We start from the raw sequence: 14,865 nt of genomic DNA, 5'->3' as shown, positions 1-14,865 counted from the left end.
ACCCTTATACCTGCAGCCAGAAGGTGACGGGGCCGTCGTTGAGCAGCCTGACCTTCATGTCGGCGGCGAAGCGGCCGGTTTCGGTCGGCACGCCGCTCTCCCTGGCGCGAGCCACGAAGTACTCATAGAGTCGCTCGGCATCTGCGGGATGGGCGCCACCGGAGAAGCTGGGTCTCATCCCCTTGCCGGTATCCGCCGCCAGGGTGAACTGGGAGACCACCAGCAGGCTGCCGCTCACCTGGCTCACGTTGAGGTTCATCTTGCCGTTCTCGTCCGAGAAGATGCGATAGCCGCTCACCTTGTGCAGTAGCTTGTCCGCCTTGGCCTCGTCATCCCCCTGCTCCACTCCGAGCAGCACCAGCAACCCCTGGCCGATGGCCCCGGTCACCTCTCCCTCTACCGTTACGCTGGCCTCGCTGACCCGCTGAATCAGTGCAATCACATCCCTCTCCTCTCAAAACAGCACGACCGCCCATCCTGCGGGATGAGCGGTCGTCGATGCTACCAATAAATGCCCTGCCCGGGCCAACGCCTTTGTGTCGGGATCCGGTGTGATGGCCGGCCGGCGTCAGGCCAGTTCCTCTGCACCGGGCTTCTCGTACTCCCCGAGGCAGGCGGTGGTCTCGGCCCCCAGCAACACCACCAGCCAGCTCAGATATACCCAGACGAACAGGATGGGAATGGTCGCCAGGGCGCCATAGATGGCCTGGTAGGAGGGGAAGTTGGTGATGTAGATGGCAAAGCCACGCTTGGCCAGCTCGAACAGGGTGGCCGCCACCAGGGCTCCGATGAAGGCGTGGGTCAGCCGCACGCGGCAGTTGGGCACCACGGTATAGATCAGCAGGAAGGTGAGCACGGAGAAGAGGAACGGCAGGCTGCGCAGCAGCAGATAGCCGATACCGAACAGGCTGTCAGCCGCGAACAACCTGAGCGAGAGAATGTAGGAGGAGATGGCGATGCTGGCACCGATGAGCACGGGGCCCAGGGTCAGGATCATCCAGTACATGGCGAATGCCTGGGCCAAGGGCCGGCTTCGGGTGGACCGCCAGATGTAGTTGAGATTCTTGTCGATGGCCGAGATGAGCATCAGGGCCACCACGATCAGGGCACCGATACCGACGGCCGTGGTGTTGGTGGCGTTGGCCACGAAGCCGTCGATGTACTCCTTGAGCATCTCCCCTGCGGTGGGGACGAAGTTGTGATAGACAAACTGCTCCATCGCCTGCTTCAGGCTCTGGAACACCGGAAAGGCCGACATCATGCCGAACACCACGGCGATCATGGGCACCAGGGAGAGCAGGGTGACATAGGCCAGGTAACCGGCGGTCACCGTCAATCTGTCCTGCTGGAAGCGGCCCCAGACAAACTGGGCGAAGTGGGCACCATCGTGGCGCAAGAAGGAGAGTGCATGGGCCAGACGGCCGCGGATCTGCTGCTGCATCTTGTTTCTCGTAAGCGTGATCATGCAGACATTGTGTCAGATAGGGTGGTCATTTGGCCACCCGCAGACCGGCCGGATGCGCCTCCATCGAACTAAGGCCCCATGCACCCTCATGTCGAGCCCATAAAAAAAGAGGCCATAAGGCCTCTCTTTGGTCTGTCGATGAACAGCTCTCGATCAAGCACGACCGGCGCGCTTGCGATCCATCTCGGTCAGCAGTTTCTTGCGGATACGGATGGCTTTCGGGGTGATCTCGACCAGCTCGTCGTTGTCGATGAACTCGAGAGCCTGCTCCAGGGTCATGCGGATCGGCGGAGTCAGCACCTGGGCTTCATCGGTACCGGAGGCACGCATGTTGGTCAGCTGCTTGCCTTTCAGGCAGTTGACGGTCAGGTCGTTGGAGCGGGAGTGGATCCCGATCACCTGGCCTTCGTACACCTCGGTCGCGTGACCGATGAACAGACGACCACGGTCTTGCAGACCGAACAGGGCGAAGGTCAGAGCCTTGCCGGTGGCGTTGGAGATCAGCACGCCGTTCTGACGCTCACCGATGCTGCCACCCTTGTGCGGACCGTAGTGGTCGAAGGTGTGATACAGCAGACCGGTACCAGAGGTCATGGTCAGGAACTCGGTCTGGAAGCCGATCAGGCCACGGCTCGGGATGATGAAGTCCAGACGGACGCGACCCTTGCCATCCGGGGTCATGTTGGTCATCTCGCCTTTACGCAGGCCGAGCTGCTCCATCACGGAACCCTGATGCGCTTCTTCCACGTCCACAGTAACGGTTTCGAACGGTTCTTGCAGTTCGCCATCCACGGTACGCAGGATAACTTCCGGACGGGATACCGCCAGTTCGTAACCTTCGCGACGCATGTTTTCGATCAGGATGGAGAGGTGCAGTTCACCACGGCCGGAGACGCGGAACTTGTCCGGATCTTCGGTCTCTTCCACGCGCAGGGCCACGTTGTGGACAAGCTCCTGGTTCAGACGCTCCAGAATGTTGCGGGAGGTGACGAACTTGCCTTCTTTACCGGCGAACGGCGAGGTGTTGACCTGGAAAGTCATGTTCACGGTCGGCTCGTCAACGGAGAGCGGCGGCAGGGCTTCGACGGCACTGTTGTCACAGATGGTGTCGGAGATCTTCAGCTCGCCCAGACCGGTGATGGCGATGATGTCGCCCGCTTGCGCGTCGGTCACTTCGGTACGGGACAGGCCCAGGTAGCCCAGCACCTGACCGACCTTGCCGGTACGCGGTTTGCCGTTGGCACCGACGATGGTGACCTGCTGGTTGGTCTTGACGCGACCACGGGTGATGCGGCCGATACCGATGACGCCCACGTAGGAGTTGTAGTCCAGCTGGGAGATTTGCATCTGGAAGGCACCGTCAACGTCGCCCTTCGGGGCTTCCACGTTGTCGACGATGGCCTGGAACAGGGGTTCCATGTTCTCGGACGGGACGTCCTGATCCAGGGTGGCCCAACCGTTCAGTGCAGAGGCGTAAACAACCTTGAAGTCCAGTTGCTCATCGGTGGCACCCAGGTTGTCGAACAGATCGAAGACCTGATCCATTACCCAGTCAGGACGAGCACCCGGACGGTCGATCTTGTTGATGACCACGATGGGCTTCAGACCCTGGGCGAACGCCTTCTGGGTCACGAAACGGGTCTGCGGCATCGGGCCGTCAACGGCGTCGACCAGCAGCAGCACGGAGTCAACCATGGAGAGCACGCGCTCAACTTCACCACCGAAGTCGGCGTGACCCGGGGTATCCACGATGTTGATGCGGTAGTCGTTCCAACGGATCGCAGTGTTCTTGGCGAGAATGGTGATGCCACGTTCCCGTTCCAGATCATTGGAGTCCATGATCCGTTCCTGACCTTCGCTGGTGCGATCCAGAGTGCCGGATTGCTGCAGCAGCTTATCAACCAGAGTCGTTTTGCCGTGGTCAACGTGCGCAATAATCGCAATATTGCGTAAATTCTCTAACATTCTCGCCTCAAATCACCGGGTAAAATTGGGCGCTAATTGTACTCTCGCCTTTGTGATCTGCCTAGCAGAATTGCAACACATTCACACACAACAAAGGATCAGGATCATGGACCCCGCAGCAAAAGGCTGCTTAGATGGCCTGGATACGCTGGCGCACCATCTCGGTGCACCAAAACGATCCAAGGTTGCACCACTTTAATGCAGCAACCGGCATGAGAACGGGTTTCTCGACAGCCTGAAACGGTGCAAGTGCCCTGAAATCAAGCTGTCACAAACTTGGCACGATACTGGCTTATGTGAATGTGACGACGCATTCACCCAAAGAGTTTTAACACCGGAGGTTACTTAGCATGTCAGCCCAGAACGTTTTGGCCCTGATCCAGGAACACGAAGTCAAGTTTGTTGATCTGCGTTTTACCGACACCAAGGGTAAAGAGCAGCACGTATCCATCCCTTCCCACCAGGTTGACGAAGACTTCTTCGAAGACGGCAAGATGTTCGATGGTTCCTCCATCGGCGGCTGGAAGGGCATCAACGAGTCTGACATGGTGCTGATGCCGGACCCGGCTTCCGCCAAACTGGACCCGTTCACCGAAGAGACCACTCTGAACATCGTCTGTGACGTGCTGGAACCCGCCACCATGCAAGGCTATGACCGCGATCCGCGCTCCATCGCCAAGCGTGCCGAAGATTTCCTGAAGTCCAGCGGCATCGCTGACACCGTGCTGTTCGGGCCGGAGCCGGAATTCTTCATGTTCGACAACATCACCTTCTCCAACACCATGGGCCACAGCTTCGTGAAGATCGAATCCGAAGAAGCTGCCTGGAACTCCGGTACCGACTACGAGCACGGCAACAAGGGTCACCGTCCGTTCGTCAAGGGTGGTTACTTCCCGGTTGCCCCGGTTGACTCCTCCCAGGACATCCGTGCCGCCATGTGCCTGGTGTTGGAAGAGATGGGCCAGGTCGTCGAAGCTCACCACCACGAAGTGGCGACCGCCGGTCAGAACGAGATCGCAACCCGCTTCAACACCCTCACCCTGAAGGCTGACGAAGTACAGGTCCTGAAGTACGTGATCCACAACGTGGCCCATGCCTACAACAAGACCGTCACCTTCATGCCGAAACCCATGTTCGGTGACAACGGCTCCGGCATGCACTGCCACCAGTCCCTGGCCAAAGACGGCGTCAACCTGTTCGCAGGCGACCTGTACGGTGGTCTGTCCGAGATGGCGCTGCACTACATCGGCGGCATCATCAAGCACGCCAAGGCCATCAACGCCTTCGCCAACCCGACCACCAACTCCTACAAGCGTCTGGTGCCGGGCTATGAAGCACCGGTCATGCTGGCCTACTCCGCCCGCAACCGCTCTGCCTCCATCCGTATCCCGGTCGTGCCGAGCCCGAAAGCCCGCCGCATCGAAGTACGCTTCCCGGATCCGGCTGCCAACCCGTACCTGGCCTTCGCTGCCCAGCTGATGGCCGGTCTGGACGGTATCATCAACAAGATCCATCCGGGCGATGCCATGGACAAGAACCTGTACGATCTGCCGCCGGAAGAAGCCGCCGAAGTGCCGACCGTTGCCGGTTCCCTGGACGAAGCGCTGTCCGCACTGGATGCAGACCGTGAGTTCCTGACCCGTGGTGGCGTGTTCAGCGATGACTTCATCAACTCCTACCTGGAACTGAAACAGCAGGATGTTGACCGCGTGCGCATGACTCCGCACCCGCTGGAGTTCGAGCTGTACTACTCCGTCTAATCCGCTTTCCCATGACAAACCCGCCATCTGGCGGGTTTTTTTCATTCTGGCAACGGAAATACCGCCAAACGGGCACGATCGTACAGAAAGATGATCCCGTTCACGGAGCCGTACCACCCTCGGCTGCTCACGCCCCGACCCCGTGGTTTTTCTCTGATAGGATTAAGGTGAACCCCGTCAAGGAGAGATGGATGAACACTGTACCCTGGCTGCTGAGCCTCCTGCTGATGGCCTCCTGTTCTGCACAGGCCGCACGCGTCTACTCCTGGGTCGATCCCCAGGGGGTGACCCACTACACCGATGCCCCCCCTCCCGGCAAGAGCGCAAAAGAGGTGGACCTGCGGGTCTCGCCGCTCATCGGCACAGCCCCCCACTCGGTCCAGGTGGACAACTTCAACAGCCTGACCGGTGTCGATGCCAGGAAAGCCCTGGAAGCGGCTCCCCTGGAGATCGACCTCATCTCTCCGGAACCGGGCAGCACATTGCGCGACAATACCGGCAACATCGTCTTCCAGGGCGAGATCTCTCCCCAGGTCCCGGTGCAATACGATGTTCGCCTGATCCTGAACGGCAAGGCGGTGCCCCTGGTTCACAACAGCCTGGCCATACGGGTGGAAAACCTCGATAGGGGCGCTTACGAGGCACGGCTCGAGTTGCTCGCCAAAGACGGTACGATCCTTGCTAAATCCAAGCCAACCACCTTTTACCTGCACAGGGCGTCGGTGAATCAGGCTCCCAGAGCCGCCCCCAAGGCCAATTAGGGGTGATGTGACGCACCGATGCGGGTAAACTTGATGCACTATATTGGTGCATTCAAGGTGTACAGCACCGTTTTAGGGAGAAACCTGTGCCAACCCGCTCGGACAACGCCAAGACACTCTTGGACAATCTGCTGACCGCCGTCATTCTCATGGATGAACGTCTCTGCATTCAATTCGTCAACCCGGCGGCAGAGCAGCTGCTTTCCCTCAGCGAACGACGACTGATCGGCATCGAACTGCCCCACCTGCTGGAACACATCTCTCTCGATCTGCAGCGTTTCAAACAGTGCCTCATTTCGGGGCAGGGCTTCACCGACAGCGAAGTCACTCTGGTGGTGGAGGGGGAACCCAGGCTGGTGGAGATCAGCGTCAGCCCCATGGCCGATCATGAACAGCGACTGATGGTGGTAGAACTGCGCAAGATCGATCAGCAGAAGAAGATCAGCCAGGAGCTGCAGCAACACGCCCAGCAGCAGGCCGCCAAGGAGCTGGTGCGCGGCCTGGCGCACGAAATCAAGAACCCCCTGGGGGGATTGCGCGGCGCGGCCCAACTGCTGCAAAAGGAGTTGCCCGACCCGGCCTTGCGTGAATACACCGGCATCATCATCGAGCAGGCCGATCGCCTGCGGGTGCTGGTCGACAGGTTGCTCGGTCCCCAGCGTCCCGGCCGTCACCAGATGCACAACGTTCACTCCGTGCTGGAGCAGGTGCGCCGTCTGGTGGACCTGGAGCTGCCGCCGCAGATCCGCATCGAGCGGGACTACGACCCCAGCATCCCCGAATTCGAGATGGAATCGGACCAGCTGCAACAGGCGTTCCTGAACATAGTGCGCAACGCCGCCGAGGCCCTTGGGGATCAGGACGGCCTCATCCGCATCAAGACGCGCACCGCCTTCCAAATCACCATCCATGGCCAGCGCTATCGCCTGGCGGCCGAAATCAAGATCATCGACAACGGCCCCGGCATTCCCGACGCCATTCGCGACACCCTCTTCTACCCCATGATCACCGGCAAGGAAGGGGGAACGGGCCTGGGCCTCTCCATCGCCCAGAACCTGATCGATCAGCACAAGGGGCGCATCGACTGCATCAGCTGGCCGGGCCACACCGAATTCACCATTTATTTACCACTTCGCAAGTAAGGGAACCTCATGACAGCAAAAGTGTGGATCGTCGATGACGACAGCTCCATCCGGTGGGTTCTGGAGCGCACCCTTGGCAGCGAAGGCTTCGAATGCGAAAGTTTCGCCGACGGCGAAGCCCTGCTGAGTTCACTGGAGATGCGCTCACCGGACGTGATCCTCTCGGATATCCGCATGCCGGGCATCGACGGCCTGAGCCTGCTGGAGCAGATCCATCGCCGCCAGGCCGATCTGCCCATCATCATCATGACGGCCCACTCGGACCTCGACAGCGCGGTCAACGCCTACCAGCGAGGTGCCTTCGAATACCTGCCCAAGCCGTTCGACATCGACGAGGCGGTCACCCTGGTACGCCGGGCCGAGAACCACCTCAAGGAGCAACGTACCAAGCGCAAGGCTCGCCAGCAGGAAGCCACCACCACCCCGGAGATCATCGGCGAAGCCCCTGCCATGCAGGAGGTGTTCCGCGCCATCGGCCGGCTGTCGCGCTCCAGCATCTCGGTGCTCATCAACGGCCAGAGCGGTACCGGCAAGGAGCTGGTTGCCCATGCCCTGCACAAGCACAGCCCCCGGGCCCACAAGAACTTCATCGCCCTCAACATGGCGGCCATCCCGAAAGATCTCATCGAATCCGAGCTGTTCGGTCATGAGAAGGGAGCCTTCACCGGCGCCAACAACATTCGTCACGGCCGCTTCGAACAGGCCGATGGTGGCACCCTGTTTCTCGACGAAATAGGCGACATGCCGCTGGACGTGCAGACCCGGTTGCTGCGGGTACTGGCGGACGGGCAGTTCTACCGGGTTGGCGGCCACCAACCGGTGCAGGTGGATGTGCGGATCATTGCCGCCACCCACCAGAATCTGGAGAAGCGGGTCGCCGACGGCGAGTTTCGGGAAGACCTGTTCCACCGCCTCAACGTCATCCGCATCCATATTCCGGCCCTCAAGGAGCGCCGGGAGGACATCCCCCAGCTGGCCCAGCACTTCCTGCTGCGAGCCGCCAAGGAGCTGAACGTGGAGGCCAAGAGCCTGCACCCGGATACCCAGACCTACATCAGCCGCCTCCCCTGGCCGGGCAACGTGCGCCAGCTGGAGAACGTCTGCCGCTGGCTGACGGTGATGGCCTCGGGCCAGGAGGTGCTGGTAGGCGATCTGCCCACCGAGCTGCTGACTCCCATCACCAGCACCGCCGAGCCGGGCCAGCCCGCCCTGACCGGTGGCTGGCAGCAGCAGTTGCAGGACTGGGTGGCCGCCAAGCTGGCGCTGGGGGAGACCGATATCCTGGCGGATGCCATGCCCCAGTTCGAACGGATCATGCTGGAGACAGCACTGGATCACACCCACGGTCACAAGCAGGAGGCTGCCCGCCTGCTCGGCTGGGGCCGCAATACCCTGACCCGCAAGCTCAAGGAGCTCGACATTCCCTGAGCCTGCGGGAAAAACGATTCCCATCACGCCTTGAGGGAAAGCCTGACCAATCACACCCCGTTTGCTTGCAAACGGGGTATCTTTTTCAGGCGTCCCGCCTAGAATGGCAGGCTTTCCAACCCGACTCGCAGAAGGTGCCCCATGATTGACAGATCCCTCCCCCTGACCGACCTGCATCGCCATCTGGATGGCAACATCCGCCCGCAGACCATTCTCGAGCTGGGACGTCAGCACAACATCCGACTGCCGGCCGATGAGCTGGAAGCCCTGCGCCCGCACGTGCAGATCGTCGAGAACGAGCCGAGTCTGGTGGCCTTCCTGAAGAAACTGGACTGGGGCGTTGCCGTGCTGGCCGACTACGATGCCTGCCGCCGGGTCGCCTACGAAAACGTGGAAGATCTGCTGCGTGCCGGGATCGACTATGCCGAGCTGCGCTTCAGCCCGGCCTACATGGCGATGACCCACAAACTGCACCCGCAGGGCGTGGTCGAAGCCATCATCGACGGCGTGGCCGCAGGCAGCCGTGACTTTGGCATCAAGACCAATCTCATCGGCATCATGAGCCGTACCTTCGGCACCGAGCAGTGCAAGCAGGAGCTGGATGCCTGTCTGGCTCATCGCGATCGCCTGGTCGCCATCGATCTGGCCGGCGACGAACTGGGCTTCCCGGGCGATCTCTTCACCGACCACTTCCGCCGGGTGCGGGATGCAGGAATGCGGGTCACCGTGCACGCCGGTGAAGCCGCCGGCCCCGAGAGCATGTGGCAGGCCATTCGCGAGCTGGGAGCCGAGCGCATCGGCCACGGGGTCAAGGCCATCCAGGATCCGGCCCTGATGGCCTATCTGGCCGAACACCGCATCGGCATCGAGTCCTGCCTCACCTCCAACCTCCAGACCACCACAGTGGCGAGTCTGGCCGATCACCCGATCCGCCAGTTCCTGGCCGCCGGCGTGCTGGCCTGCCTCAATACCGACGATCCGGCGGTGGAGGGGATCGACCTGCCCCATGAATACGAGGTGGCGGCCTCGGCTGCCGGCATGACGGTGAGCGAGATCCGCACCGCCCAGCAGAACGGCCTGACCCTGGCCTTCCTGAGCGAAGCCGAGAAGGCCGAGCTGAGTGCCCGTGCGGCTCAACGCTGAGCAGGGGTAAAACCCAATAAAAAAACCGCCGAAAGGCGGTTTTTTTATTGTCCCACGACATTGCCCGGCCTAGATCACCCGGGAGAACTGCTGCTGGCGCGCCTTGTTGCGCAGGTAGACATCGAAGCACATGCAGATGTTGCGGATCAGCAGCTGACCGGTGGAGACCACCTCCAGCCCCTCTTCGGTCATGCGCACCAGACCGTCATCGATGAAGGTCTGCAACAGCTTGAGATCCTCGGCAAAATACTCCTTGAACACCAGGCCGTGGGCCTGCTCCACAGCGGCGAAGTTCAGGGAAAAATCGCAGATGAGGCGCTTGATCACCTCACGACGGATCAGATCGTCCCGATTGAGGGAGCACCCCTTCCACTGGGCATGGCCCAGTGACTCGACCTGGGCGTAGTAGGTTTTGAGATCCTTCTGGTTCTGGGAATAGGCATCCCCCATCATGCTGATGGAAGAGACCCCCAGCCCCAGCAGATCGCAATCCCCCTGGGTGGTATAGCCCTGGAAGTTGCGATGCAGCTTGCCCTCACGCTGGGCGACGGCCAGCTCGTCATCGGGCTTGGCAAAGTGGTCCATGCCGATGAACTGATAACCCTGGCCGGTCAGGAAGGCAATGGTGTCCTGCAGCATGGCCAGCTTCTCCTGCGGTGCCGGCATGTCCGCTTCTTTCAGCTTGTGCTGGGCGGCAAAACGGCTCGGCAGGTGGGCATAGTTGAAGATGGAGAGGCGGGCCGGGTCGGTCTTGAGCACCTCTTCCAGGGTGTGATGGAAGCTCTCCCGGTTCTGGTGCGGCAGACCGTAGATGAGATCCAGATTGGTGGAGCGGAACCCCAGCTCGCGGGCACGAACCAGCATGGCACGGATGAAGTCGTTGTCCTGCTCCCGATTGACCGCGACCTGGACCGCCTTGTTGAAGTCCTGAACGCCAAGGCTGATGCGGTTGAAACCGAGCTCCCGCAGCACATCCAGCATGGACAATTCGATCTCGCGGGGATCCACCTCGATGCTGATCTCCCCCTCCTCGGCGAAGTGGAAGTGCTCCCGCAACATGGCCATCAGACGACGAGTCTGGGGTTCGCTCAGATAGGTGGGTGTGCCGCCACCCCAGTGCAGCTGGGTGACCAGTCTCTCCTTGAACAGGGGGGCCTGGGCCTTGATCTCCTGTTCGAGGTAGTCGAGGTATTGATCTGCCTTGTGCTGGTGCCGGGTAATGACCTTGTTGCAGCCGCAGTAGTAGCAGAGCTTGTGACAGAAGGGGATATGCACGTAGAGCGACAGATTGCGTGCAGGATACTGGCCCGCTGCCTGGACAAAGTCCGGATAGCCGAACCCCTCGTTGAACTCCAGCGCAGTGGGATAGGAGGTGTAACGCGGACCACTGTAGTTGTATTTTTCGATCAGGGCCTGATCCCACACAATCTGTTCTGCTTGCACGCTTGCTTCCTCTGTCTTTGTCATGGGCTCACCGGCTTAACTGAAAATCCTTCAGTCTGGCGACATCCTCAAGGATCTGCGCCTCCAGCTCGGCCTCGTAGCCGCTGCGTTCGAGATCCATCTTCATCACTTCATTGCGCTTGAGTGCCCGCCTCGCCTCATGGGTCGGCATCTCCTTCACCTTCTCATAGAGGCCGTAGAGCCCCGGGAACTCGGTGGCAAAGGCGCGGCCCCCCTTTATTTGCAAGGCATCCAGCAGATTGGTCAGCCGGATGGCACCTTCTGAGTAGTCGCACTGACCATCTCGTACCGCGTGGGCGATCACCCTGACACTCTCCAGGATCCGCTCGTTGCGGGCCGCAATGGCGTGCTGCTGCATCTCTTGCTGGCGTTTGAGACGCGCCATCAGGGTGCCGGCATAGACGGCCAGCCCCAGCAAAATCAGGCCACCCAACAAGGCGGCCAGCATCCATCCACTCATCACTTTTTCTTCGGCTCGGGTTTGGCTTCAGGCTGGTAGTCTGCCTGAGAGAAACGTTCCCACAGCTCCTCTTCGGAGGCAGGCTGACTCGGCTCGTCAAAATCGGCATCATCAAAATCCATGTCGCCATCTTCGTCATCGCCGTTGTCGATGATACCGAGCTCGTCCATCAGCTCCTGATAACGGTCAACCCGCTGATCGACCCATGCCTGCTCTGCGGCCTCCAGGGTTTCACCGGCATCCAGACGATCCAGCAAGGCATTGAGGCGATCATCATTTTCGATGGACGCCAGCTCCTGCTCGGGGGTCATCACCACCCGCTTCTCTTTCGCAGGCTTGGTCGCCACCGGCTTGCTGCCCTTCTCGTCGGCAATCAGCGCGATGGGCTTGCGAGAGCCGATGCGTGGATCCTTGGCCTGCTTGGAGCCGCTCTTTTTGCCCGCCTGCTCGACCTGTTGGCGGGAGCCCGCCTTCAGGCCCTTGCGCTTGGCGGCGCGCTTGCGCTCACGACCTTCCTGAGCACTGGCATCTGATTCTTTGCGCTTGCCGGTAGGCTTGCGGTTGGGTTGTTTGGCCGACATGAATAACTCCGACAAATAACTGAATGGAAACCCCCGGAGCGTGTCGTCCGGGGAGGATGCTGAAGCGGGGAACAGTAAATATGGAACAAGAGTGGGATCCCGCACCAATTCGACCACGTTGGGTCGCTGAACACCGCAGGATCGGCATCCTCTGGGCATGTTGCTGGTATTTTGACACAGAATGTCTTGGCGGGTTAATGACCCAATAGAAAAAAGGCAGCCGAAGCTGCCTTTTTCCATCATGCGAGTTCCATTCCCTGGTAGCCAATCGCCTTATCCCTGGGCGAACCACGGCGCATCATTTCGTTGGATCATCCTGATCCTTATTGACCAGTCCTGAGTGTGCGTGTGTTTGTTTGTCTAACCCAAACCGGCGACATCCTGCCTCCCATCGGGGTGGTTGCCTCCCGCAGCCCCGCTCATCCCTGGCGGTCACCATCCTGGCTTTTTGCATCTATTGCTCATCGCATGCTCCGAGCCGACATCCTGTCAAACCGAAGACGGGTCTTGCACCCTCTCTCCGGCCAATCCTGATTGCCTACTGTAACTTCTTCGCCGGATGACTCAATCAACCAAAGCACATTTCGAACTGGTACAAAGTGATGTTCTTTTTATTAACCAATTGAAAAATAAAACATAAAAAAAATATACGTGAGCAATCTTTCAGACACGGCCAGCCCCGTATATAGAAGATCTCTTACAGCAAAGCAGGCTGTTTACGGGCGATCGCTACAACCTCAAAAAAGAACAGGGAACACAATGGTTCCCTGTTCTTTTCAACAAGATAACTAACAGGCTATATCAGTGAAGCCCCGCCACATACTTGGAGAGCGCCTCGATGTCCTGATCCGTCAGCTTTTTGGCCACATCCCGCATCATGCCATTGGGATCGTTGTCGCGGGTCGCCGAACGAAAAGCGGTGAGCTGGGCCTTGATATAGGCGGGATGCTGCCCTGACAGGCTGGGGTACTTCGCTTGCTCGACGCCGGAACCCCGTGGGCCATGACAGGCGGTACAGGCGGCCAGGCCTCGCTCCATGTCCCCCCCCATATAAAGCGCCTTGCCTGCGGCAACCACCTCATCGGGCACGGCAACCGGCGTCACCTTCTGGCTGGAGAAATAGGCGGCAAGATCGTCCATATCCTGCTCGGACAACGGCAACGCCATGGGTCCCATGACGGGCGCAACCCGACCAGTTTGGCCAGAAGCTGCAGCCTTCAGTTCAACTAATTGTTTTTTGATATATGATGCGTGCTGACCAGCAATCTTGGGATACATGTCGACTGGGCTGTTGCCGTCCGGTCCATGACAGGCCGCACAGACGGCAGCCTTGGTTTGTCCCGCAGCGGCATCGCCCTTGGCTTGTGCCATCCCAGTTACGCCAACCATCAGAGCAAGTGTAATGACTAGGTTCTTCATGGCGTTCCAACTTTCTCGTTATTAGGCTTCCAGATCCCATGCCGCTGAAGGCATGTTAAAATAAACGCGTTCAAGCGACGCCATTTTACACTATTTCACAAAAAAGTAACTCTATAACCCTCTATCTCTATGGGGAATTTACGTTGGATACACAAACTCTGAATTTCAATAAGGTGCATTTTGTGACCAGCGCACCCGACATCCGCCACCTGCCAAATGATGGGGGTGTCGAGATTGCGTTTGCCGGTCGTTCCAACGCTGGCAAGTCGTCTGCATTGAATACCTTGACCAAACACAAGAACCTGGCACGTACCAGTAAGACCCCTGGCCGTACTCAGCTGATCAACCTGTTTGAGCTGGAACCGGGCAAACGTCTGGTCGACTTGCCCGGCTATGGATATGCCCAGGTTCCGCTGGAAATGAAGCTCAAGTGGCAAAAGTCACTGGCTGAATACCTGCAACGACGGGAGTCCCTGAAAGGGCTGGTGATCCTGATGGACATCCGCCATCCGCTCAAGGAAACCGACATGAACATGCTGGAATGGAGTTCACACCGTGAACTGCCGGTGATGCTGTTGCTGACCAAGGCGGACAAGTTAAGCCCGGGGCCCCGCAACAACCAGGTGATCAAGGTTCGTCAGGCGGTGGCAGAACTGGGCCCGCAGATCCAGGTTGAAGCATTCTCTTCTCTGACCAATATCGGCGTCGAGAAGCTGGCCCAGACCCTGAGCGGCTGGTACCTGTCCGAAGCAGACAACGCCCAGGTAGACGACGAAGATCATCAGAACGAGGAGTAAACAACTCCTCTCCCTGGCTGCAATTGGCGGAGTTGGACCTCCGCTGATTGAAAGGCTTTCATGATCCCCCCATCTCCGAGCCCTCCCTCCCCGCCTTCGCCACCTCTGAAGAAAAACCTCAAAAAATATATTTAAATCATACTGATAGCATGTTTAGACGCGAAAAGAATTAACTAATCATCAACCTGATACCGTTTTCATGGATATCGAGTAAAAAATCAGAATTGAAGGCTGTAACAAACGAAACTGAAATTTAATTACACGGTGAGGCAATATAGGGATAAAAATGAGGCCGGTCTTGCCATTGCAAACCGGCCTGAAGAAATGAGTTCAAAAATTTGGGAAAAAGCGAGTTCTCGAGAACAAAGACGATTGGTTTTCCTCAAGAAACGCCTTCATTCTAACAAAGAACGGCAACAATTAAAGCATTTACTCTAAATGTTGTGCATAAAAAAACGCCCCGACGATGACTCATCGGGG

Annotated in this window: 13 protein-coding genes; 6 read left to right on the top strand and 7 right to left on the bottom strand. The window is 59.0% G+C overall.

Annotation, left to right across the window (positions count from 1 at the left end):
- Positions 1–4 precede the first annotated feature (4 nt).
- From dtd to typA, 3 genes are all read right to left on the bottom strand, one after another.
- Positions 5–442, bottom strand: a complete 438-nt coding sequence (gene dtd, locus ACPW74_RS20960; RefSeq protein WP_010672529.1) for a D-aminoacyl-tRNA deacylase — start codon at positions 440–442, stop codon at positions 5–7.
- 126 nt (positions 443–568) lie between these two features.
- Positions 569–1,441 carry a virulence factor BrkB family protein gene (locus tag ACPW74_RS20955; RefSeq protein WP_039039511.1) on the bottom strand — a complete coding sequence of 291 codons (873 nt, stop codon included), beginning with the start codon at positions 1,439–1,441 and terminating at the stop codon, positions 569–571.
- Between the two features lie 177 nt (positions 1,442–1,618).
- Positions 1,619–3,430 carry a translational GTPase TypA gene (gene typA / locus ACPW74_RS20950; RefSeq protein ID WP_143238199.1) on the bottom strand — a complete coding sequence of 604 codons (1,812 nt, stop codon included), beginning with the start codon at positions 3,428–3,430 and terminating at the stop codon, positions 1,619–1,621.
- 350 nt (positions 3,431–3,780) lie between these two features.
- Here typA and glnA point away from each other — a divergent pair, with 350 nt between their 5' ends.
- The 5 genes from glnA to add all read left to right on the top strand — a co-directional run bounded on the left by glnA (position 3,781) and on the right by add (position 9,664).
- Complete coding sequence (gene glnA / locus ACPW74_RS20945; RefSeq protein ID WP_010672526.1) at positions 3,781–5,190, top strand: glutamate--ammonia ligase; 1,410 nt, start codon at positions 3,781–3,783, stop codon at positions 5,188–5,190.
- 191 nt (positions 5,191–5,381) lie between these two features.
- A complete protein-coding gene (locus tag ACPW74_RS20940; RefSeq protein WP_010672525.1) occupies positions 5,382–5,951 on the top strand; it encodes a DUF4124 domain-containing protein in 570 nt (189 codons plus the stop codon).
- An 86-nt stretch (positions 5,952–6,037) separates the two neighbouring features.
- Positions 6,038–7,093 carry a nitrogen regulation protein NR(II) gene (gene glnL, locus ACPW74_RS20935; RefSeq protein WP_010672524.1) on the top strand — a complete coding sequence of 352 codons (1,056 nt, stop codon included), beginning with the start codon at positions 6,038–6,040 and terminating at the stop codon, positions 7,091–7,093.
- Positions 7,094–7,102: 9 nt separating this feature from the next.
- The gene (gene glnG / locus ACPW74_RS20930) at positions 7,103–8,521 is read left to right on the top strand and encodes a nitrogen regulation protein NR(I) (protein ID WP_010672523.1); all 1,419 of its coding nucleotides are present in this window, start codon (positions 7,103–7,105) and stop codon (positions 8,519–8,521) included.
- A 141-nt stretch (positions 8,522–8,662) separates the two neighbouring features.
- Complete coding sequence (add, locus tag ACPW74_RS20925) at positions 8,663–9,664, top strand: adenosine deaminase (RefSeq protein ID WP_201927525.1); 1,002 nt, start codon at positions 8,663–8,665, stop codon at positions 9,662–9,664.
- 69 nt (positions 9,665–9,733) lie between these two features.
- Here the strand turns inward: add and hemN are convergent, their stop codons facing one another.
- The 4 genes from hemN to ACPW74_RS20905 all read right to left on the bottom strand — a co-directional run bounded on the left by hemN (position 9,734) and on the right by ACPW74_RS20905 (position 13,588).
- The gene (hemN, locus tag ACPW74_RS20920) at positions 9,734–11,107 is read right to left on the bottom strand and encodes an oxygen-independent coproporphyrinogen III oxidase (RefSeq protein WP_041212163.1); all 1,374 of its coding nucleotides are present in this window, start codon (positions 11,105–11,107) and stop codon (positions 9,734–9,736) included.
- A 28-nt stretch (positions 11,108–11,135) separates the two neighbouring features.
- The gene (locus tag ACPW74_RS20915) at positions 11,136–11,576 is read right to left on the bottom strand and encodes a DUF2489 domain-containing protein (RefSeq protein WP_039039514.1); all 441 of its coding nucleotides are present in this window, start codon (positions 11,574–11,576) and stop codon (positions 11,136–11,138) included.
- Between the two features lie 11 nt (positions 11,577–11,587).
- Complete coding sequence (yihI, locus tag ACPW74_RS20910) at positions 11,588–12,169, bottom strand: Der GTPase-activating protein YihI (RefSeq protein WP_279976827.1); 582 nt, start codon at positions 12,167–12,169, stop codon at positions 11,588–11,590.
- An 801-nt stretch (positions 12,170–12,970) separates the two neighbouring features.
- Positions 12,971–13,588, bottom strand: coding sequence for a c-type cytochrome (locus ACPW74_RS20905; RefSeq protein WP_010672518.1), 618 nt, complete (start codon positions 13,586–13,588; stop codon positions 12,971–12,973).
- 143 nt (positions 13,589–13,731) lie between these two features.
- Here ACPW74_RS20905 and yihA point away from each other — a divergent pair, with 143 nt between their 5' ends.
- Positions 13,732–14,385, top strand: coding sequence for a ribosome biogenesis GTP-binding protein YihA/YsxC (gene yihA, locus ACPW74_RS20900; protein ID WP_128272511.1), 654 nt, complete (start codon positions 13,732–13,734; stop codon positions 14,383–14,385).
- Positions 14,386–14,865 lie beyond the last annotated feature (480 nt).

Origin of the sequence: Aeromonas sp. INTO2, assembly GCF_049860605.1 — a bacterium.
Lineage (GTDB): Bacteria > Pseudomonadota > Gammaproteobacteria > Enterobacterales > Aeromonadaceae > Aeromonas > Aeromonas caviae.
The sequence above is the reverse complement of the archived record's forward strand: the minus strand, read 5'-3'. Positions and strand labels throughout refer to the sequence as shown.